Origin of the sequence: Porphyrobacter sp. AAP82 (assembly GCF_000331285.1) — a bacterium.
In the GTDB taxonomy this organism is placed as follows: Bacteria; Pseudomonadota; Alphaproteobacteria; order Sphingomonadales; family Sphingomonadaceae; genus Erythrobacter.
In genome coordinates, this window is record NZ_ANFX01000037.1 from 90,061 (window position 1) to 110,648 (window position 20,588).

At 67.8% G+C, this 20,588-nt stretch carries 19 protein-coding genes, 3 tRNA genes and 1 pseudogene; 8 read left to right on the plus strand and 15 right to left on the minus strand.

Annotated elements, in window-relative coordinates; all coding sequences use genetic code 11:
• Window positions 1-94: 94 nt before the first annotated feature.
• Together D620_RS0112305 and D620_RS0112310 are read left to right on the plus strand one after the other, a co-directional pair.
• Window positions 95-1,330, plus strand: coding sequence for a glycosyltransferase (locus D620_RS0112305; RefSeq protein ID WP_017666122.1), 1,236 nt, complete (start codon window positions 95-97; stop codon window positions 1,328-1,330).
• Window positions 1,327-2,439, plus strand: coding sequence for a lysylphosphatidylglycerol synthase domain-containing protein (locus D620_RS0112310; protein ID WP_017666123.1), 1,113 nt, complete (start codon window positions 1,327-1,329; stop codon window positions 2,437-2,439). Before D620_RS0112305 ends, D620_RS0112310 begins: the two co-directional genes overlap by 4 nt.
• Window positions 2,440-2,444: 5 nt before the next feature.
• Here the strand turns inward: D620_RS0112310 and D620_RS15325 are convergent, their stop codons facing one another.
• The 5 genes from D620_RS15325 to D620_RS0112335 all read right to left on the minus strand — a co-directional run bounded on the left by D620_RS15325 (window position 2,445) and on the right by D620_RS0112335 (window position 7,628).
• Window positions 2,445-4,199, minus strand: coding sequence for a methyl-accepting chemotaxis protein (locus D620_RS15325; protein WP_196795287.1), 1,755 nt, complete (start codon window positions 4,197-4,199; stop codon window positions 2,445-2,447).
• 293 nt (window positions 4,200-4,492) lie between these two features.
• Window positions 4,493-4,569: transfer RNA gene (locus D620_RS0112320), tRNA-Pro, on the minus strand.
• 34 nt (window positions 4,570-4,603) lie between these two features.
• Window positions 4,604-4,676 (minus strand) — tRNA-Ile (locus D620_RS0112325).
• Between the two features lie 89 nt (window positions 4,677-4,765).
• Window positions 4,766-5,767, minus strand: coding sequence for a polysaccharide deacetylase family protein (locus tag D620_RS0112330; protein WP_017666125.1), 1,002 nt, complete (start codon window positions 5,765-5,767; stop codon window positions 4,766-4,768).
• A gap of 31 nt (window positions 5,768-5,798) precedes the next feature.
• Window positions 5,799-7,628 (minus strand): histidine kinase dimerization/phospho-acceptor domain-containing protein, encoded by a 1,830-nt coding sequence (locus tag D620_RS0112335; RefSeq protein ID WP_017666126.1) that lies wholly within the window; start codon window positions 7,626-7,628, stop codon window positions 5,799-5,801.
• 268 nt (window positions 7,629-7,896) lie between these two features.
• On the opposite strand from D620_RS0112335, the gene D620_RS0112340 reads away from it, so the two are divergent.
• Together D620_RS0112340 and D620_RS0112345 are read left to right on the plus strand one after the other, a co-directional pair.
• Window positions 7,897-8,358 carry an Lrp/AsnC family transcriptional regulator gene (locus tag D620_RS0112340; protein WP_017666127.1) on the plus strand — a complete coding sequence of 154 codons (462 nt, stop codon included), beginning with the start codon at window positions 7,897-7,899 and terminating at the stop codon, window positions 8,356-8,358.
• Window positions 8,359-8,385: 27 nt separating this feature from the next.
• Window positions 8,386-8,778, plus strand: a complete 393-nt coding sequence (locus D620_RS0112345) for a hypothetical protein (RefSeq protein WP_155800144.1) — start codon at window positions 8,386-8,388, stop codon at window positions 8,776-8,778.
• Here the strand turns inward: D620_RS0112345 and D620_RS0112350 are convergent.
• The 6 genes from D620_RS0112350 to D620_RS0112375 all read right to left on the minus strand — a co-directional run bounded on the left by D620_RS0112350 (window position 8,775) and on the right by D620_RS0112375 (window position 13,671).
• Window positions 8,775-10,085: an NAD(P)/FAD-dependent oxidoreductase gene (locus D620_RS0112350; protein WP_017666129.1), complete on the minus strand. Its 1,311-nt coding sequence runs from the start codon at window positions 10,083-10,085 to the stop codon at window positions 8,775-8,777. The genes D620_RS0112345 and D620_RS0112350 overlap by 4 nt on opposite strands.
• A gap of 162 nt (window positions 10,086-10,247) precedes the next feature.
• The gene (locus tag D620_RS0112355; protein ID WP_017666130.1) at window positions 10,248-11,021 is read right to left on the minus strand and encodes a hypothetical protein; all 774 of its coding nucleotides are present in this window, start codon (window positions 11,019-11,021) and stop codon (window positions 10,248-10,250) included.
• Window positions 11,022-11,031: 10 nt separating this feature from the next.
• Window positions 11,032-11,187: a hypothetical protein gene (locus tag D620_RS16445; RefSeq protein ID WP_017666131.1), complete on the minus strand. Its 156-nt coding sequence runs from the start codon at window positions 11,185-11,187 to the stop codon at window positions 11,032-11,034.
• Between the two features lie 67 nt (window positions 11,188-11,254).
• Complete coding sequence (gene accC, locus D620_RS0112365; RefSeq protein ID WP_017666132.1) at window positions 11,255-12,604, minus strand: acetyl-CoA carboxylase biotin carboxylase subunit; 1,350 nt, start codon at window positions 12,602-12,604, stop codon at window positions 11,255-11,257.
• Between the two features lie 4 nt (window positions 12,605-12,608).
• Entirely contained in the window at window positions 12,609-13,073 is a 465-nt protein-coding gene (gene accB, locus D620_RS0112370) for an acetyl-CoA carboxylase biotin carboxyl carrier protein (protein ID WP_026092187.1), read from the minus strand.
• A 157-nt stretch (window positions 13,074-13,230) separates the two neighbouring features.
• Window positions 13,231-13,671 carry a type II 3-dehydroquinate dehydratase gene (locus tag D620_RS0112375; protein ID WP_017666134.1) on the minus strand — a complete coding sequence of 147 codons (441 nt, stop codon included), beginning with the start codon at window positions 13,669-13,671 and terminating at the stop codon, window positions 13,231-13,233.
• A gap of 95 nt (window positions 13,672-13,766) precedes the next feature.
• Between D620_RS0112375 and D620_RS0112380 the strand changes: the two genes are divergently transcribed.
• The gene (locus D620_RS0112380; RefSeq protein WP_017666135.1) at window positions 13,767-14,216 is read left to right on the plus strand and encodes a hypothetical protein; all 450 of its coding nucleotides are present in this window, start codon (window positions 13,767-13,769) and stop codon (window positions 14,214-14,216) included.
• Between the two features lie 125 nt (window positions 14,217-14,341).
• On the opposite strand, the gene D620_RS0112385 is transcribed toward D620_RS0112380, so the two are convergent.
• Window positions 14,342-14,755, minus strand: coding sequence for a holin family protein (locus D620_RS0112385; RefSeq protein ID WP_017666136.1), 414 nt, complete (start codon window positions 14,753-14,755; stop codon window positions 14,342-14,344).
• A gap of 72 nt (window positions 14,756-14,827) precedes the next feature.
• Window positions 14,828-15,700 (minus strand): HpcH/HpaI aldolase/citrate lyase family protein, encoded by an 873-nt coding sequence (locus tag D620_RS0112390; RefSeq protein ID WP_017666137.1) that lies wholly within the window; start codon window positions 15,698-15,700, stop codon window positions 14,828-14,830.
• A 194-nt stretch (window positions 15,701-15,894) separates the two neighbouring features.
• Here D620_RS0112390 and D620_RS0112395 point away from each other — a divergent pair, with 194 nt between their 5' ends.
• From D620_RS0112395 to D620_RS16830, 3 genes and pseudogenes are all read left to right on the plus strand, one after another.
• Window positions 15,895-16,374: a (2Fe-2S)-binding protein gene (locus tag D620_RS0112395; protein ID WP_233992068.1), complete on the plus strand. Its 480-nt coding sequence runs from the start codon at window positions 15,895-15,897 to the stop codon at window positions 16,372-16,374.
• Complete coding sequence (locus tag D620_RS0112400; RefSeq protein ID WP_017666139.1) at window positions 16,374-18,638, plus strand: molybdopterin cofactor-binding domain-containing protein; 2,265 nt, start codon at window positions 16,374-16,376, stop codon at window positions 18,636-18,638. The genes D620_RS0112395 and D620_RS0112400 overlap by 1 nt, the downstream gene beginning before the upstream one ends.
• Window positions 18,635-19,138: pseudogene (locus D620_RS16830) on the plus strand (nucleotidyltransferase family protein); the annotation flags it as partial. The gene D620_RS0112400 and the pseudogene D620_RS16830, both read left to right, overlap by 4 nt.
• A gap of 20 nt (window positions 19,139-19,158) precedes the next feature.
• Here D620_RS16830 and D620_RS0112410 read toward each other — a convergent pair.
• Together D620_RS0112410 and D620_RS0112415 are read right to left on the minus strand one after the other, a co-directional pair.
• The gene (locus tag D620_RS0112410; RefSeq protein WP_017666141.1) at window positions 19,159-20,166 is read right to left on the minus strand and encodes an XdhC family protein; all 1,008 of its coding nucleotides are present in this window, start codon (window positions 20,164-20,166) and stop codon (window positions 19,159-19,161) included.
• A gap of 123 nt (window positions 20,167-20,289) precedes the next feature.
• Window positions 20,290-20,366 (minus strand) — tRNA-Pro (locus tag D620_RS0112415).
• Window positions 20,367-20,588: the final 222 nt, after the last annotated feature.

The following is a 20,588-nucleotide window of genomic DNA, read 5'->3' on the forward strand; positions in this document are numbered from 1 at the left end:
GCGCAACCCCGCCGCGTGCCCGAGCCTGCTTTGCGCCCCCCCACGCCCATGGCTCCTCTCCGGCATCCGCGGCAGAGCGCAAGAAGGCGTGTGCATGGCGAAAGATCTGCTGATTTGCGACCTCACCCAAAGTTGGTCGCCCACGGGGGGTGGAGGCATCTCCACCTACCTGAAGGAAAAGAAGAAATACTTCCAGAACAATACCGAGCACCGGCTGCTCCAGATCGTGCCGGGGCCCGAGGACCGGATCACGGTGGAAGGTCGCACGGTCCTCGCCGAAGTCGGCGCGCCGCTGGTGTGGGGCAGTCCCAACTACCGCTGGATCAACCGCAATGACGCGGTCTTTGCGCTCCTGAAAGAATACCAGCCCGATATCATCGAGAGCCTGTGCCCGTGGGTCCTGCCGTGGATCGCGATCCGCCACCGCCGGCGCTTTCCGCACACCGCGCTGGTCGCGGGATACCGCACCGACTTTCCCAACGCGCAGGTCTACCGCGTGATGAAGGACCTGTCGGGCCACTATCCTGCAAGCTTCTTCCGCAATGTCGCCTATTTCTACGCGTGGATGACCTACCACCGCTTCGACCGGGTCTACACCCTCAACCAGGAAGCGCGCGGCATGCTGGGGGGGCTTGGCTATCACAACACCGGGGTGCTGGGGCTGGGCGTCGATATCGACATCTTCTCGCCCGCGCACCGCGATCCGGCTTTCCGCGCCGAGATGGGCCTGCCGGACAATGGCGGTCCGCTGCTGATCTATGCCGGGCGTCTCGACAACGAAAAGCGCGCCTATGTGCTGGTCGAGATGTTCAAGCAGCTTCCGCGAGAGATGCGCGCCAGCATGGTGCTGATGGGCGACGGCAAGCTGCGCGAGGTGCTGATGGAGGAGGCCCGCGGGCTTCCCATCGCCTTCCCCGGCTACGAGACCGATCGTTCCGCGCTGGCCCGCGCGCTCGCCTCCTCCGACATCTACGTGAGCGGCATGGCCGACGAGACCTTCGGGATCTCGGTGCTCGAGGCGCAGGCCTCGGGGCTGCCGGTGGTCGGCGTCGCGGGCGGCGCGATGCCCGAACGCGTGCCGGCAGGCACCGGCGTGCTTGGCCCGGTCGATGACCCGGTGGCGATGGCGCGCGGCGTGGAGGCGGTGTGGCGCGACGATTACGCCGGGCGCCGCCAGCGCAGCCTCGCGCTCGCTGCTGCGCACAACCGCTGGCCGCAGACCTTCGAACAGCTCATCAATGTCGAATATGCCGCCGCCCTTGCCGCGCGCGATGCCCGGATCGGGGCGACGTCGCTCGGCCCAGCGAAGCGGGCCTTGAACGTCTCTTGAGCGATCCCGAAACCTCAAAGGCCGCGCTTGCCCCGTGGCAGCGCCTGCCGCGGCGCACACTGACGATCGCCCTTTCGGTGCTGCCGCTGGTGGCGCTCGCCAATGTCGCGGTGCTGGTGTGGTCGCTGGGCGGGATCGACCTGGCCGGACGGCTGGTCGCGCCCGGCCTGCTGCTGGCGGCGGCGGGCCTTGCCTTCGTCCCGATGCTCGCCAATTCGCTGCGCTTTGCCCTGTGGGGCCGGTTCCTCGGCCTCGGCCTCGGCTTTCGCGGGGGGCTGAAGGTGGTGACCGGCACGATGGTCACCAATTCGATCACGCCTTCGGCTGCGGGCGGGATGCCGATCAAGATGCTGTTCCTGCTGGGCGAGGGCGTGGCGGCGCGCCGTGCGGCGACGCTGATCTCGCTCCAGACCGCCGAGGATACGCTGGTGATGACCTCGCTGGCGGCGCTGTGCCTTGCCTCGAGCGGGTTCCAGCTGGTCGATTTCCTCGGCCGGCAGCCGGGGCTGGTGAACGAGATCGAGACCGACCTTGCGGTGGTCGCGTGGATCGCCGGCGGCGTGGCGGTGCTGATCGCGGCGCTCGGGGCGGCGCTTGCAGGCGGCCTGCTGGGCGAGGGCCCGCGCGCCCGTGCCACTGTGCTTGCCGTCCGTGCGCGCGATTTCGGCGCGCATGTGGTGAGCGACTGGCTGGGCGTGATGCGCCGCGGCAAGGGTATGGCGCTTGTCAATCTGGTGCTGGCGCTGGCGCAGTGGCTGGCGCGCTTCTCGATCGCGGGGATCGTGCTCGCGGCCTTCGGGCAGGACTGGCATCCCGCGCTCTACTGGCTGCTGCAATATCTCGTGCAGTCGATCAGTTCGGTGGTGCCGACCCCGGGCGGCGCGGGCGGGGCGGAGGCGGGCTTCCTGCTGCTGTTCGCGCCCTTCGTTGCCGCAGGCGTGCTGGTCGCGGCGATGAGCACCTGGCGGCTGATCTTCTTCTACCTGCCGCTGGCGGGCGCGGCGCTGGTGTTCTTCCTGCTCCAGCGCGCCGGACGCCTGCGGGCCGCCGCGCCTGACGCGCTTGCCCCCGGCGCCGCTGCCGAGGTTGCGCCGCTGCCGGCCGAATAGCCCGCTCAGGCCGCGCGGCTGAGCGGCGGGGTGGCGGTCTGCGCCTCGTCGCTGCGGAAGCGCGATACCTGTCCACTGAGGTCCTCGGCGCTGCGCAGCAGTTCGACCGAGGCGGCGCTGGTCTCCTCCGCCATCGCCGCGTTCTGCTGCATCCCGCGGTCGAGCAGGCCCATCGCCGCGTTGATCCGGCGGACCGCCTCGAGAGCGCCTTGCGAGCCTTGGGCGATTGTGTCGACCTGCCCGGCAATGTCCGAGAAGCGCCCGACCAGCGAAGCGAGCAGCGTGACCAGCTGCTGCACCCGCGCGACCCCGATCGCGACTTCGTCCTTGGAGCTGGCGACCAGTGCCTTGATGGCGGTGGCCGACTGGGCGGAGCGCTGGGCCAGCTCGCGCACTTCGCCTGCGACCACCGCAAAGCCCTTGCCCGCCTCGCCGGCGCGCGCGGCTTCGACCCCGGCGTTCAGGGCCAGCAGATTGGTCTGGAAAGCAATGCCGTCGATCACCGAAATGATCTGGGAAATTTCCGATGACGAGGCTTCGATCGCCCGCATTGCGGCAATGACATCGTTTACGACCTCTGCCGATTTCTTGGCATCGGTGCGCGTCTGGTTGACATTGTCACGGGCGATCGCGGGATTGCGCGCCGAGCCCTGCACGCTGCCGGTGATCTCGTCCATCGCCGCCGCAGCCTCGGCCAGACGCGTGGCCTGGTGTTCGGTCCGCTGGGCAAGATCGTCCGAGGCCTGGCTGATCTCGCCGGCACCCGAATGGATCGCGCGGCTGGTCCCGATCACGTTCGCCATGGCGCTGGAGAGCGCAGCGGTCGCGCGGTTGAAGTCATTGCGGATTGGTTCGTAGGCGCCGGGGAAAGCGGTGGTGATCTTGGCGGTCAGATCGCCCTCGGCCAGCCGCCCGAGCGAATCGCCGATGGCGCTGACGACCTGCCTTTGTGCCGCTTCGTCTTCCTGCCGGGCGATCACGGCTTCGCGGAAAGCGGCAATGGCCCGGGCGATGGTGCCGATCTCGTCCCGCCGCTCGGTGCCCTCCACCGTAAAGGCATTCTCGCCCTGGCGCAGCCGGTCAAGCAGTCCGCACAGCTGCGTCAGCGGTGCAAAGGTCCGGGTGAGCACGAAGAAGGCAAGGGACCCCACAAGGACCGTCACGATCACGCTCGCAATCGCAACGGTCAATGTCGCGCTCGATACGGTGGTCAGAAACTCCGATTTCGGGATACCTGTGTAGATGATGCCAATGACCTTGCCCTCGCCGTCCTTGATCGGATCATAGGCGGTGAAATAGGCGACGCCGAGGATGTCGGCCTCCCCGCGGAAGGATTCGCCCCGTACCAGCACCGCCTGGCGCACATCGTCATCGGTCAGATTGGTGCCGATCGCGCGCGATCCGTCGGGCTTCTTGACGTTGGTTGCGATGCGGGTTTCACGGTGAAAGATCGTCGCCGTGCCGCCCACCAGTTGCTTCACCCGGTCGACAGGCTCGTAGAACCCTTCGAGCGGACGATTGCCGACATGGAGCTTGCCACCGATCTCCGAAAAGCCATCGCCATAGCGGCGCAGGACATCATGGGCGACCCGCATGTTGACTTCCTGCCGCTCGGCCGCGTCCTGTTCGGCATAGGATGACAGCTGGAACCTCATCACGCAGAAAATCACCAGCGCCAGCGCCAGCAATGCCAGCGTCATGAGCGTCGTCACCTTGGCGGTGAACTTCAAATCACGGTACCGGGAGAGAAGTGCAGTCATTTGCCTGCTTCCTGAATTTGTCGACCGATGACGCTCATGCCAGATGCAATCCTTTAGACATGCAAAGGTCATATCCGAATTCGCACGTACAGCCGCAGGGCTGACGCCGTGCCGATGGCCTTCCGGCAGCCGATGCGACACGAGGGCTCGGCGATGGTTCAGGCAAGTGCGAAAAAAGGCGCCTGACCTCAACCGGTCGGGGAGGAAATGCCTGGCTCGATGCCCGGGTCGATGGCCAGACGGTCTGGATCGGCCGGGAACAGCCGTTTCAGAACGGGAATCTGCGTGGAAAATGGTCGGGGAGACAGGATTCGAACCTGCGACATCCTGCTCCCAAAGCAGGCGCGCTACCGGACTGCGCTACTCCCCGACACTTTGCATTCGCCCCGACTGACCCGCCCCGGTGGGCCCGGCAGGATTCGAACCCGCGACCTAGCCGTTATGAGCGGCCAGCTCTAACCGCTGAGCTACAGGCCCGTTGCGCAACGCTTGCGCCGGAAGGCAGGGCAGGGCAATCCGCCAACCCTACTCTGCGAGGCGCCGCGAGACAAGCGCGACAAGCGCGGCTATGCGCGGCTTGCGCCGATGATCTCGGCAATGGTGCAGCTGCGGACCCCGCGGGCGGCAAGATGGGCATAGACCGTCTCGAACCAGGCATAGAGCGCCTCGACCTGCGCCTCGGTGGAGGCATAGGGCGTGTGCCCGGGGGCCAGCGTCGGGCTGTGGAACGAGAGCACCAGCACCGGCAGCCCGGCATCGATCGACAGGTCCACGCCGCGCAGCGCCTCGGCCGCCGAGACGCCCTCGGGGGTGAGCGCAATGCGTTCGAGCAGGCGCAAGCGCGAAAAGCCCGAAAAGAACGTCGGCACGTGGCGCTGCACGCGGTGGATCAGCGGGCCAAGCGTCCGCAAGGGCCCCCAATAGGCACTGGTCACCGGCAGTTCGAGCAGCTGCCGTTCGGGATCGACCCAGTAGGGGGTGAGCGGGTGGTTGCTGTAATCGGGCCCGCCCTGATGGCTGTAATCGAACAGCGAGCGCACCGAGGTGTCGATGCGGATACCCGCCTCTTTGAGCAGCGCGGCGGTGTTCGGCCCGAGGCCGTAACGCCCTGCGCGGTAGATCAGCGGTGCGGCGCCGAAGGCGGCCTCGATCGCATCGCGCAGCCCCATGAACTTCGCCGCCTCCAGCCGCTGCGGCAGATTGCCGGCAAAGGAATTGGCAGTGCTGACTTCCTCCTCGAAGGGCGGGTTGACCCAGGGGTGAAGCTGCACGCCGACCTCGGCCGTGCCGCGCCGCAGCGCATCGCCGATGATCTCCACGGCGCGCGCGTCCTGCACGATCGGCCAGTCGACGAGATAGACCGGATGCGCGCCGAGCCGCTCGCAGAAGGCCTGGAAGCGCGGGATCGCCTCGACATGGCTGAGGCCATAGCCCTCGCGGCGGAAGGGGGCGCGCCAGTCGAACTCCTCTTCGGTGTCGACCGTCAGCAGCACCCGCTGGCCGAAGCCGGGCGCAAAGCGGGCGCTGCGCCCTAAGGGCGGCACCTCGAGCATCGAAGCTGTCGTCATCCCCTGCCTGCGTCTCCCCGCCGCGTGCCGATCAGGCACCGATCGCGTCCCGCAGCTCCCTATTCCCGCCAAGCAGGGGCAGCGTCAAGAGCAGCGCGTCGCCATCGCGGCGCAGCGCGCCCCCGGCCCCCTGCGCCTCGGCCCGCGCCAGCCGCAGCGCAAAGCCGGTGCCGAACAGGCCGGGGCTGATCGCGCTCTCGCCGGTGCGGGTGGTGGCGGCGAACAGGCTTGCCCCCTCGCTCGCCGCGAGGCGCGCGGGGAGCGCGCAGCGCAGCCGCACCTCGCCGCGCCCGGCGCCGATCACCGGATCGAGCCTCAGGCCGATCCGCTCAGCGGGCGCGGCTGCGGCGGCAAGGCTTGCCATGAGGCGCCACACCAGCGCCTCGGCATCCTCGGGGTCGATCGCGGCGATGCAGCAGGTGTCGGCGGCAAAGCCGAGGTCGAACCCAGCCTCCTGCGGCGCGAGCACGGGCGCAAGCTGGGCGGCGGTGCGGTGCAGCAGGGCAGCCAGATCGCACTCGCCCGGCTCGATGCGGACCGCGCCGGTCTCGAGCCGGGCCAGCCGGTCGAGCTCCTCGAAGCCGGCAAGGATGCGCGCCGCATCGGCCGCGATGGCCGCAGCCAGCGCGCGGTATTCGTGCGGGGCGGGGCCGAACAGCTGCTGCTGGATGACCTCGGCATAGCCCTGGACGGCGGTGACGGGGGTACGCAGTTCGTGGAGCAGCTGGCGGATGCGGTCGGCCTCGCGCGCTTCGGGGCCGGCGGCATCGGCGACAGCGGCATCGGGCACGCGGCGCAGGCGGCCGAAATAGCCGGTGAAGTGGCCTTCCTCGGAAAAGCGCGGCTCGGCATCGACGATCCAGTCGCCGGTGATCGCCGGGGCGCCATCGAGACCGAGCGCGGCGCGGGTGATCGGCTGGCGGCGCTGGAACGCCCGCGCCAGTTCGCTCGCCGCGCCGCCGGGTGCGGGGCTTCCTGCAAAGAGGCGCATCCCGATCACCATCGGCGCGGCCTCGGCCACCGCCCAGGCGATCCGCCCGGTGGTGTCGGTGGCAAAGCCGAAGCCGGCCAGCAGGCGCTCGGCACGCTCGGGCCATTCGCCGAGCGGCAGGCGGGGCGAGCGTTCGAGCTCGGCCTGGCTTTCGGACCGGGTGCGACGGAACTGGGCGATGCGTTCGACCAGCGCGGAGATTTCGGTGCGACCGGTCTCGTCGCGGCTGCGTGCCGTGACAGGAGGCGCGGTAACGTGGGGCGGGGCGACGGGGGGCGGGGCTGCCGCAAAATCCGCAGCCGCAGGGCGCAGCATCGCGGGCCCGGGCGGCGGCGGCGCCTGCGGTTTGGCGAATTGCGGCGGCATGGCCGGCGGGATGTCGGCAGGCAGGTCGCCCGCCGGCGGGGCAGCATCATGGGCGGGCGCGGGGAGCCCGCGATCATGCACCCCGAGCTGCTCCAGCAGCGCCTCGACATCGACCGGCAGATCGCGGCGCAGGCGCAGGAAGCCGCGCGCGCGCACCGGCAGGCGCGGGATCAGCGCGGTCCAGTCTCCGGCCTCGAGGTCGGCGCGGGTCAATGCCGCAGCAGCGACTTCGGGTTCCTGATCGGCGAGATGGACGACGAGATCGGGGCTGCGGAAGCGCCAGCCGGGCTCGCGGATCATGCCCGCACGGACCGCTGCCGGAATGACGCCCGCCAGCGCATCGAGCCGCAGCCAGGCCGTTGCCAGCAGGCTGCGATCGCTCCCGTCGCGAACACCGCGCTCGCGGCCGAGCAGGTCGAGCAGCTGCCGGTACTGGGTGCGCTGGCTCGCTTCGCCGGTGGCGCGCTGGCGCAGCACGGTGGCAAGGCGATCATCGAAAAACACCCGGGGGGAACTCCTCAAGCAGGCGGGGCCGGCGAATCGCCTCTTCTCGCACCCGCGCGAGAGCGAGGATAGCCCGGCTGCGTCTTTGCGTCTTATCAGGATGGGGAAATTGTCACAGTCTGGCGTGAAAGGCGCGTTGCAAAGCGGGACAATTGCTGCCAGACCTAATAATATTAGCCGAGCGGGCCATCGCGCGCGCCGGTTGTTTCTTGGGGATCATGTTGCACGGCCTTGCCACCTGGCAAGGGGGGCGTGCCGGAGAAGACGAGTGGCCAATCTCGACGATATCGACCGCCGCCTGCTGGCGGAACTCCAGGCGGAAGGCCGCGTCACCAATGTCGAACTTGCCCAGCGTGTCGGGCTGACCGCGCCGCCGTGCCTGCGCCGGGTGCGCGGCCTTGAGGAAGACGGGGTGATCCGCGGCTATCACGCCGATCTCGACCCGTCCAAGCTCGGCTTTGCGATCACCGTTTTCGCGATGGTGAGCTTGAAGAGCCAGGCCGAAAGCAGTTTGCGCGAGTTCGAGGAGCACATGAAGGCGCTGCCCGAAGTGCGCGAGTGCCACATGCTGAATGGCGAGATCGACTTCATCCTCAAGATCGTCAGCAAGGACTTGCAGAGCTTCCAGGAGTTCCTGACCGGCAAGCTTACCCCTGCGCCCAATGTGGAAAGCGTCAAGACCTCGCTGACGATCCGCACCGCCAAGCAGGAGCCGGGCGTCCCGCTGTAGACTTCGGGCTTTGCGCATCACCTGTCCGTGACGACCATTGTTACGCTCGCGATGGTGCTGCCGGTGCTGCTGCTGCAATGGTGGTTTGCGGGCCGGATGGATCGCACCCTTCCCAAGCGCTGGCGCAGGCTGCCGACGCTGAGCTTCTATGGCAATCGCTCGGCGGCGCCTCGGCAGACCGCACTTTATGACGGGTTCCGGTTCACGCTTCTGATGTGCGCGATGCTGATCGGGCTTGCGATCTGGGTCGATTTCCAGCCAAGAGCCTTCGCAGCCGGCAAGACGATCGTCGCGAATGTCTACGGTCTCGCGCCCGCCTGCCTGTACTATGGCATGCGGGTGTTCCTGATCCGCCGCTGGGTGCGAACCGGCAAGCCGCGAATCCACGGCCTCCGGCACCCCAGGGACGACAGCGCCTAGTGCAGCTTCAGCTTGGGCCGCACGATGCGGTTCACGCGGCCCACCAGCATCAGAAAGGTCGCCTTGACCCAGCCGTGGATGCCGATCAGGTGCAGGCGGTAGAGCGAAGTGTAGATGAACCGCGCCAGCCGCCCCTCGATCGCCATGCTCCCGCCGATCAGGTTGCCCATCAGGCTCCCCACGGTCGAGAAGCGCGAGAGCGAGACCAGCGAACCCTTGTCGCGGTAGACGAAGTGCGTGAGCGGGCGACCCTCCTGCATCCGCACGATATTGGCGAACACCGTCTCGGCCATCTGGTGCGCGGCCTGCGCGCGCGGCGGCACGGGGCGGTCCTCGCCAGGCGGCGTGTAGCTCGAACAGTCGCCGAGCGCATAGATGCACGGATCCTCGCGCGTCTGGAGCGTGTCGGTGACGAGGATCTGGTTGCGCCCGTTGGTCTCCAGCCCCAGCCCGGAGAGGAAATCCGCGCCCTTGACGCCTGCGGCCCAGACGATGAGATCGGCCTCGATCACCTCGCCGGTCTTGGTGACAAGCTGGCGCGGGCGGGCCTCGACCACCTGCACTTGCGGACGCACCTGGACGCCGAGCACTTCCAGCTCGTGCTTGGCCGCCGCCGCGAGCTTGTCGGGCAGGGCGGGGAGGATGCGCGGACCGGCTTCGAGCAGGGTCACATGCATCCGGCTCTCGTCGAACACCTCGAGGCCGTAGTGCCTGAGCGCGCCCGCCGCATTGTAGAGCTCGGCTGCCAGTTCCACGCCGGTTGCCCCGCCGCCGACGATGGCGACGCGCACCTGCTCGTTGGCGGTCGGGTCCTGCATCATCGCCCGGCTGACGCGCAGGCAGTGGTTGAGGAGCCGCGTGCGGAAGCGGTCGGCCTGTTCGCGGCTGTCGAGATAGAGGCAATGCTCCTTCACCCCCGGCACGCCGAAATCGTTCGAGACCGACCCCAGCGCCAGCGCGAGGATATCGTAGCGGATGGTGTGGTCCGCGATCAGCTCGCTGCCGTCCTCGTCCTTGACCGGCGCAAGGCGGATGGTCTTCGCCTCGCGGTCGACGCCCTCGAAGCTGCCCTGGAAGAAGCGGTAGCCCCAGCGGAAACAGTGTCCGCGATAGCCCACCTCGTCGAGATTGGCGTCCAATGATCCGGCCGCGACTTCGTGCAGCAGCGGCTTCCAGATGTGGCTGAGGTTCTTGTCGACAAGGATGATGTCGTGGCGTTTGCGGCCATACTTGGCGCCGAGCCTGCGGACCAGTTCGAGCCCCCCCGCGCCCCCGCCGACGACGACAATCTGGGTCTTGCGGTTCATCCGATACTCCATGGCACACATCGTCCAGCGCAATCCCGACACCCTGTTAGCCGGTGCAGGCGACAATTGCGCGGCAAATCAACATGGCGGCATGCAACTTGTGTTGCAGTGCAACATGAATGCCACAGGCGCGCAAAGGCCGATCCGGTTTCCCCGCGACCGTCACGCTGCGTCCGGCGGCGCGTCCTCGTCCATGGGATCGTCCTCGGCATCAACCAGTTGCACGATATTGAAGCCGATGTTGAACAGGTCGGCCTGATCGATCTGGAGATAGGGGATCGGGTCGGAGAACTCGCTGTTGCGCTCCATCCCGCGCTTGCCGACCCGCACCGTGAAGCGGTCGACATCCGACAGCACGATGTTCGACACCTGGCCGTTCGCCCCCGGGCTCAGGGTCTCGACGATGCCTTCATATGCCGCGAACACCCCGTCATGGCCCGGCTTGCCCATCACATAGGCAAGCACCAGCACCTCGTCGTGCGATGCAAGGCGGGCGATGTCGCGGAGCCAGATGGCGCTGCCGGGCCGGAAGAAGGCCTGCGCCTCGTCGCTCTGTCCGATCCGCATTGACAGGGCAGCCGTGCCGAGGCCGAGTACCGCCAGGCCCGCCAGCGTCAGGAAAATCGCCGCATCGCTTTGCGCAAAGCTCGTGTCGCGCGCGATCAGGGCCTTATAGATGTTGGGGTCAAAGGCGAGCGACCAGCACCGGCCCGTCCATGTGCAGACCCGGTCTTGCAGGAACAACAGCCCGCTCCCCGCCAGATGCGCGAAGATCGCACCGCCGATGACAAGCACGAAAGAGGTGGCGCTTTGCGGCGCGATGTCGGGCACCGCAGAAAGCCGTTCGATCCGTCCAGCATAGACGAAGCCGGCAAGACAGCAGAACCCGGGAAACAGGAACAGGCAGGCGCTGACGAGAGCAAAGCTCCAGGTCACGCGCGGCCGATCAGGCGCGCGTGCGCGTTCTGGACTGCCGTTCGCCGCGTTCAGCGGTCAGGTCGAGCGGAACCGCCGCGCCGGCGCGGCGGGCCGCTTCCCAGCTCCCGTACTTGCGATGAACCTGCCGGCCCAGCTTGATCGATTCTTCCGAGTTCAGATACATCGTCAGCCTCCGCACTTCGCATATAGCGAATACGGCGCCGATTTTCCACCTGTATCAGGCGCGATGCTCAGACCTCGCGCTCCTCCAGCCACTTTTCGAGCCACTTGATCGAATAGTCGCCGTTCAGCACGTCGGTCTGGCGCAGCAGTTCCTGGTGGAGCGGGATGTTGGTCTTGACGCCCTCGACCACCATTTCCTCAAGCGCGCGCCTCAGCCGCATGATGCAGCCCTCGCGGGTGCGGCCGTAGACGATCAGCTTGGCGATCATGCTGTCGTAATAGGGCGGGATGCGGTAGCCCGCGTAAAGCCCGCTATCGACGCGCACATGCATGCCGCCTGCCGCATGGAAATAGCTGACGAGGCCGGGCGAGGGGGCGAAGTTGAAGGGGTCTTCGGCGTTGATCCGGCACTCGATCGCGTGGCCGTGGAACTCGATATCCTCCTGCGCGACCGACAGCGGGCGGCCTTCGGCGATGCGGATCTGTTCGCGCACCAGATCGACCCCGGTGATCGCTTCGGTCACCGGATGTTCGACCTGGAGGCGGGTGTTCATCTCGATGAAGTAGAACTCGCCGTTCTCCCACAGGAACTCGATCGTGCCTGCGCCGCGGTAACCCATGTCGCGCATCGCCTGGGCGCAGACCTCGCCCATGCGCATGCGTTCTTCGACCGAGATGACCGGCGAGGGGGCTTCTTCGAGCACCTTCTGGTGGCGGCGCTGGAGCGAGCAGTCGCGCTCGCCCAGATGGATCGCGTTGCCGTTGCCATCGCCGAACACCTGGAATTCGATGTGGCGCGGGTTGCCGAGGTATTTCTCGATATAGACCGTGGCGTCGCCGAAAGCGGCCTTGGCTTCGCTGCCGGCCTGCTGGATCAGCGTTTCGAGCTGGTCCGGGCTGTTGCACACCTTCATGCCGCGCCCGCCGCCGCCGCTCGCGGCCTTGATGATGACCGGATAGCCGGCGCCTTCCGCAATCGCCTTGGCTTCGGCGATGTCGGAGACCGCACCGTCCGAGCCCGGCACCAGCGGCAGGCCGAGCTTGCCCGCGGTGCGCTTGGCCTCGATCTTGTCGCCCATCGTGCGGATATGTTCGGGCTTGGGGCCGATCCAGATGATGTCATGCGCTTCGACGATGTCGGCGAACTTGGCGTTCTCCGAAAGGAAGCCGTAGCCCGGGTGGATCGCATCGCACTGCGCGATTTCGGCGGCCGAGATGATGTTGGCGATGTTGAGATAGCTGTCGGTCGCGGGCGGCGGACCGATGCACACCGCATGGTCGGCAAGGCGCACGTGCATCGCGTCGGCATCTGCGGTGGAGTGCACCGCGACCGTCTCGATCCCCATTTCATGCGCGGCGCGGTGGATGCGCAAGGCGATCTCGCCGCGATTGGCGATCAGGATGCGTTTGATGCCCATGGGTTTACGCGATCACGACAAGCGGCTGGTCGAATTCGACCGGCTGGGCGTTCTCGATCAGGATCGCGGTGACCGTGCCGGAGCGGGGCGCGGTGATCGGGTTCATGACCTTCATCGCCTCGACGATCAGCAGCGTGTCGCCTTCCTTCACCGCCTTGCCGACCGCGACGAAGGGCGCAGCGCCCGGTTCCGCGGAGAGATAGCAGGTGCCGACCATCGGCGATTTGACCGCGTTCTTGAGGTCCGGACCGGCCTCGGCAGCGGGGGCGGCAGGCGCCGGGGCGGCAGCGGCGGGAGCGGGTGCAGCAGCCGGAGCGGCGGGCGCAGCGGCATAGACCGGCGCGGCAGCGGCCAGGCTCCCGCGCGAGACGCGGATCTTGCGGTCGTCATCCTCGACCTCGATTTCGGTAAGGCCGGTCTCGTTGAGCAGTTCGGCCAGCTCGCGCACCAGCGCGGTGTCGATGTTCATCCCCGACTTGCGCCCGTTTCCCTTGCCGGATTGGCCAGCGTCGTTTGCCATGTATGCCCCTTGTTGTGTGGTGCGACCTTGAAACCCGCGCGTCTATTGCCGCCAATTGCGGCAGGCAAGTGGCAGAGGTGCAAAATGTGAAAGTGGCGTGACGATTTCAGACGTCACCCGACGCTACGGCTTCGAGCGCGATGAGGTAGGAGCGGGCGCCGTGGCCTTCGACCGTCTTGGCCGCCGCCATGCCGACATAGGAGAGGTGGCGGAAGGGCTCGCGGGTCTTGGGATCGGAGAGGTGGACCTCGATCACCGGCGTGCGGATCGCCCGACACGCATCGAGCAGCGCGACCGAGGTGTGGGTATAGGCCGCCGCATTGAGCAGCACCGCCCGCGCGCCCTGTCCTTGCGCTTCGTGCAGCCAGTCGACCAGCATGCCTTCGTGATTGGTCTGGCGCATGTCGATTTCGAGCCCCAGTTCGCGGGCGCGATCTTCGAGCATCCCGGCGATGTCATCCAATGTGGTGGTGCCGTAAATCTCCGGCTCGCGGGTGCCGAGGAGATTAAGGTTGGGGCCGTTGAGGACGTAGACGAGGTTGTTCATGGGGAGCGCTTAGCGGGAAGGGGCAGGGCGGGGAAGGGGGCCATAGATGACCCCGCACTCTTGAAGCGTCCATGGCTTTGTGCGAGCCACGGGGGATGAACCAAGTCTCTGATGAAATTGCCGAAGACCGGCTCTACGTGAAAGCGCTCTCGATCCGTCAGGATCGGGGCGTGGGTCTTTGGGTGCCGATCATGTGGCATCTCGCCCTGCGCGGCCATGTGAGCGCGATGATTGAACTGGCAGACTGGTTCAGCGGGGACGATAGCCTGAAGGAGGTTGGAAAAATCTCCGATACTTTCAGTGCTGCCGGTCTCTACTACCGAGCTTTTCGCAAAGGCGAGCCAGGCGCGGCCAGCAACATGGCACTAAGTTGTTTCAACCGCGGCGACATGAGCGGATACCGCTTTTGGCTCAGGCGTGCAGTGAAGGCAGGCGACCCGCGGTCCCTGTGCGAACTCCGCGCCTTCGAATCTCGGCTCTGGCATTCAGCGGCGCGGAAGTTGAGGCGGTTGCGGCCTGTGATGAAGCGGGATGGATTTTCCTGATCCGAAGTCCCGACCCAGCCGCTTGCGTCATCCCGGCGAAAGCTGGGACCCGGAACGGCAAGCGCCGTTCTATGAGGCTCTTGGCCCCAGCTTTCGCTGGGGTGACGGTATAGGGAAGCAGTGCCCTACCGGTCCACCCCCTTGACCTTCCCCCACTGGCGCGCGGCGGTGTAGCCGAGGTAGCCGGTGCCGAAGAGGGCGTAGAGCGGCTCCGGGAGCCCCGCGAGGTAGGCGTTCATCCCCGCCGCGATCTCGCGCGCGGCCGAGGGGTTGAAGGCGCTCAAAACCCCCATCGGCAGCGAGGCGAGCAGCAGGACGTACATCACGTAGAGAAAGCTCGGCCGCGCGCGGCTGGTCCAGGGGTCGTTCGAGTTCGCCTCGGCGACGATCGCCTGCAATTGGGTCTCGAGCATCTGCATTTCCTGCGTGCCCTGCAATGCGATCAGTTCGAGCTTGGCCTTGGCCTGGGCCTCTTTGTCAGGGATGATCTTGTCGATGATCGAGGCGATGGGTCCGATGAGGACGTCGATGAGGGCCATGGCTTGCGCTCCTGTGCGGGTGAGTCGCGCAATCAAATAACCAAATAGGTTAATGTAGGAAAATGAAATAACCTATTTCACCCCCGCTTCGGCGAGCAGCCGCTGTGCCAGCACCAGATGCGGGCGGTCGAGCATCGCGCCTTCCAATGCCACCACGCCGGCGCCCGGGTGATCGGCAAAGGCCTGCACCACGGCGCGGGCATGGGCGAGTTCCGCGGCGCTCGGGGTGAAGGCTGCGTTGATCGGATCGACCTGCGCAGGGTGGATCGCCAGCATCCCGCCGAACCCCTGCGCGCGGACCCGCCGCGCGCGCGCCGCGAGGGCCTCGAGATCGCGGAATTCGGGCTGCACCGTCTCGATTGCCGCAACGCCTGCCGCCGCCGCGCCGATCAGGCACAGGCTGCGCGCCAATTCATAGGTGTGCGAATACTCGCCGTCGGGCCCGCGCTGCTCGCGTGCGCCGAGTGCCGAGGACAGGTCCTCCGCCCCCCAGCTCATCGCCACCAGCCGCTCGCGCCCCGGATAGGTGCCGGCATAGTCGCCCGTGCGGAACATCGCCGCCGCCGTCTCGGTGACGAGCGCGGCGATCAGGGTCCGGCCCAGGGGGATGCCGTTCGCGGCTTCCAAGGCGGTCAGATAGTGGTGGAGCTGCGTCACATCGGCCGCCCCTTCGGCCTTGGGCAGGAACACCCCGCCGGGGCGCGCAGGGCTGATCGCGGCGAGATCGGCGATGCAGTCATGCCCGCTCACCGGATTGATCCGCACCCACAGCCGCGCCTTGTTGCCCGAGGCCGCGATCTGTTCGGCAACCATCTGGCGTGCGGCAGGCTTGTTCTCGGGCGAGACTGAATCCTCCAGATCGAACAGCGCGATATCCGCCGCCGAGCCTTCCGCCTTGCCCATCTTCCTGGCGCTGTCGCCCGGCGCAAACAGCCACGAGCGCATTCTCGGCAGGGCGGGCATGGTGTGGGGCATGGGCAATCCTCTCCTCTTGGCCTCAGCGCTTACGAAGCCCGCCCGCGCATCGCAAGCCTGCGTCATTTGCCCGGGGGCCGCGCGCGCCGGCGTCTTTCCGTTTGGCGAGAGGCGCGCCCCGTTGCTATACACAACCGAAATCAACCAGCGGGGGAGCGCCGCCTGTGGCCATCGCATTTTCTGTAAACGGCAAGCCCGTGAGCGTGGAGGCTGACGCCGACACTCCGCTGCTCTGGGCTCTGCGCGACGATCTCGGCCTGACCGGCACCAAGTTCGGCTGCGGTATCGCCGCCTGCGGGGCGTGCTCGGTGCATGTCGACGGCAACCTCACCCGCTCGTGCAGCGTGCCCCTCGGCGAGGTCGCGGGCAAGGCGGTGACCACGATCGAGGGGCTGAAGAGCGCCGATGGCGTGCTCCACAAGGTGCAGGCCGCCTGGATCGAGGCGCAGGTGCCGCAATGCGGCTATTGCCAGTCGGGCCAGATCATGGCCGCGGTCGCGCTGATCGAGAAGGTCGGCACGCCCAGCGACGCGCAGATCGACGAGGCGATGACCAATATCTGCCGCTGCGGCACCTATCCGCGCATCCGCAAGGCGATCCTTGCTGCCACCGGCGCGGCGGCAGCCCAGCAGGGAGACGCGTAATGGCCGACAATCCCAATCCCGACATCGAGCTTCCCGAGGCCGAAGCCCCCGCGGCCAAGCCCAAGCGCAAGGGCATCAAGCGCCGCATCTTCCTTGCCGGGTCCGCGCTGGTGGTGGGCGGCGGCATCTTCGGCGTGTGGTGGACCGACAGCTCGGTCAAGGCCAAGGCCAATGCGCTGATCGGCGGCGAGGGCAAGCACGCCTTCGGCAGCGTCATGACCATCGCCGTGGATGACACGGTGACGATGTTCTCGCCGCATATCGACTTCGGCCAGGGCTCGCACACCGCGCTTGCGCAGATGCTGGCGGACGAGCTTGATGCCAAGTGGGACAAGGTCGCGATCGAACAGGCCCCGGCCGACATGGCCTTTGCCAACGGCGCGCTCGCCAAGGGCTTCCTGCCGACCATGACCGGCGACTTCGCCGCCGGGCTGATCCCGGATGCGGTGATCGGGATGATGGCGCGTTCGATGCCGCTGATGATCACCGGCGGCTCCTCGGCGATCCGTTTCACCGGCGAGGTCGCGATGCGGCGCACCGGCGCGGCGGTGCGCGCGGCGCTGATTGCCGAAGCCGCCGACCGGTTGGGCGTGCCCGAGAGCGAGCTCGCCACCGCAGATAGCCTCGTCACCCATGCCAAGTCGGGCAAGTCGCTGCGCTATGGCGAACTGGCGGCGGGCGCGGCCGGGCGCTCGCTTTCGAGCGATCCGGTGCTCAAGACCCGCGAGCAGTGGAAGCTGATCGGCACCGGCGTGCCGCGCCGCGACATTCCTTCCAAGGTCGATGGCAGCGCGGTCTACGGCATCGATTTCACGCTGCCCGAGATGCGCGTTGCAACCATCGCGGCTGCCCCCGTGCGCGGCGGCACGCTCGAAAGCGTGGACGAGGCCCCGGCTTTGGCCGTGAAGGGTGTCGAGAAGGTCATCAAGCTGCCCGATGCGGTGGTCGTGGTGGGCAAGGGCTACTGGCCCGCGACCAAGGGCCTTCAGGCGCTCAGCCCCAAGTTCTCCGATGGCGGCCATGGCGCGGTCTCGACCCCGGCGATCTACGCCGCGCAGGCCAAGCTGATGGCGGGCGGCAAGGCCAACAACGAGGCGGGCGAGGGCGATGTCGACGGCGCCTTCAAGGCCCCGGGCGCCAAGCTGGTCGAGGCCGAATACCGCGTCCCCTTCCTCCACCATGCGATGATGGAGCCCTTCGCGCTCACCGGCCACTTCAAGGACGGCAAGCTCACCATCTGGGGCGGCTTGCAGGACCCGCTTTCGACCCGCGTCAAGGCGGCCAAGGCGGCCGGGATCGATGTCGAGAATGTCACCTTCGTGCCGATGATCATGGGCGGCGGTTTCGGCCGGCGCTTCCCCGATATCGTCGAGATCATCGACCAGATTGCACTGGTGGCGAAGCAAGTCCCCTATCCGGTCAAGCTGGTGTGGAGCCGCGAGCAGGAAGTCACCCACGGCTCCTACCGCCCGCAATCCTCGGCCAAGCTTTCAGCTTCGCTCAAGGGCGGCGCAATCACCGCGATGCGGATCGATTACGCACAGAGCGGCAATGCCGAAGGGGAAGTGCCCTTCATCTACACGCTGCCCGCCACCTCGCGCCGCCACTTTGCCTACCAGTCGAACCAGATCGACGGTCCGTGGCGCTCGGTCAATGCGACGCAATTGGGCTTCTACACCGAAAGCTTCATGGACGAGCTCGCGCTGGCGGCAGGGGCGGACCCTTACGAGTTCCGGCGCAAGCACCTGTCCGAAGGCTCGCGGCACCAGAAGGTGCTCGATGAGGTCGCCAAGCGCGCCGGCTGGGGCACGCCGCTGCCCGCAGCCACCGGGCGCGGGATCGCGATCGTCGAAAGCTTCGACACGATCGTTGCCGAGGTGGTCGAGGTGGCCCTCAAGGAGGACGGCAGCCCCCGCGTTGTGCGCGCCTTCGCGGTGGTCGATTGCGGCACCACGGTGAACCCGCTGAACGCCGAGGCGCAGATCGCCGGCGGCCTCATCATGGGGCTGTCCTCGGCGATGGGCGAGGCGGTGACGCTCGACAAGGGCGCGGTGGTGCAGAGCAACTTTGCCGATTACCCGATCCTCAAGCTCGCCGATGCGCCGCCTGCGGTGGATGTGCACTTCCTCGACAGCGGGGCCAAGACCGGCGGGATCGGCGAGCCCGGCCTGCCGCCGGCAAGCCCCGCGCTGGCCAATGCCCTCGCCGCGCTGACCGGCAAGCGCATCCGCAACCTGCCGGTCCTGACGCAAGCCAGGGCTTGACGCTGGAGCGTTGGTCGGCGCTGATCCTCGCCGCAGGGGCGGGGCGGCGGTTCGGCGGGGGCGGCGGCGGCGGCAAGCTGCTGGCCGACCTCGGCGGCGCGCCGGTGATCCGGCGGGTGGTCGATGCGGTCGGCCGTGTCGGATTTGCCGAGGTGATTGCCATCACCGGGGCCGAAGACGCCAACATCAGACGCGCCCTCGCGGGTGCCGATGTGTCCATAAGGCCCGCGCCCGGCTGGGCCGAGGGCATGGCCGCGAGCCTGCGCACCGGCATCGCCGCGCTCGATCCCGGGGCCGAGGGGGTATGCGTGTTCCTCGGCGACATGCCGCTGGTGCCGACGGGGCTATGCGGGGCGCTGGTCGAGGCGGCGCAGGCGGCAGGCTATGCCGCAAGGCCGCGCCATAAGGACAAGCCCGGCCACCCCGTCGCCTTCACCCGCGCCGCCTTCACCGACCTGCTGGCGCTTGAAGGCGACGCCGGGGCGACCGCGCTGCTCAAGGCGCAGCCCCAGCATGTCGCCTATCTCGATACCGCCGATAGCGGCGTGCTGCTCGATATCGACACCCCCGCCGACCTCGCGGCGGCCGTCGCCGCGTGGAAGCCTTGCGCGACCTCGGCGACCAGCGAAAGCGCCACCTCGCGCGGGGCTTTGCCGAAGCCGTAGAGGCCGATGGGGGCATGCAGCCGCGCGATCGCGGCCTCGCTCACCCCGTGTCCGCGCAGCCTCGCGATGCGCCGGTCGAGCCGCGCCCGCGCGCCGATCGCGCCGACATAGAAGGCCTGTGATTGCAGCGCTGCGGCGAGCCCGCGCTCGTCGTCCTCGCGGTCGTGCGAGAGCACCGCGATGGCGGTCCACGGGTCGGGCGCGATCGCCGCGATCGCCGCCTCGGGGGCGCCGCGGTGGTAGGCGATGCCCGCCAGCGGCGCTTCATCGGGTCCACCGGGAGTGACGAGCACGACCTGCCAACCCATGGCGAGGCCAAGCGCTGCGGCACTGAGCGTCGCGCCGTCCTCGCCGATCAGCACCAGCTTGAGCGGCGGCGTGAAGCGACGGGTGTAGCGCAGCCCGTCCCGGCCATCGGCGGGCGGCGCCTCGCCTGCGGCTTCGGCGCGGCGGGTGGTGCCGTCGCTCGACCACAGCACCGGCCTGCGGGAATGCCAGCCATCGAGCAGCACGGCGACGGCGGGTTCATCAGCCGCGACCGGCTCGACCAGCACGGTGATCCCCGATCCGCAGGCGAGCCTGATATCGATCCACGGGCTGCCCTCGCCATAACGCAGGGTGCGCGGGCACCCCTCGGCGAGTGCCTCGCGGCCGTGGCGGGCGACATCGTCCTCGATGCACCCGCCCGACAGGAACCCCCAGTGCCCTTCCGCCGTGACGAGCATCTGCGCCCCGACATCGCGCGGCGCCGAGCCGTCGACCGCGACCAGCGTGGCAATGGCAAAGCGTTCGGGCACGGCAGGCCCCGCCAGCAACGCCTCGCGGATATCGTCGACAGGGGCGGCAGGACGCCAGCGGGTCATGGGCGAGGGGGCAGCTTTCGTGAAAGGCACAAACCAGGGCCCCAAGCCTAGCCCGCCAGCCCGCGCGGCGCAATTGCGCCGCCGGTTGGCGGTGGGCGATCGGCCGGAAGGAGAGAAGTCCACTGGTCGGGACGAGAGGATTCGAACCTCCGACCCCCACACCCCCAGTGTGATGCGCTACCAGGCTGCGCTACGTCCCGTCACCAGTGGAGCGGGGCCTATAGGAGGGGCGGATGAGGCTTGCAAGCCGGATTTGTCTCTCCCGGTTCGCCTCGCGGATGGGGTGGCGGGGCAGCCAAGGGTCAAGGATGTCTGCGCCGTGCGCCAGCCCGGCCGCGCAGCAGGCGTGTGGCCCGTGCACAACGCCCCCGGGGCCAATCGTTGCGACTTGCTTGCATTGCTGCTAGGCGCGCCCACCTGAA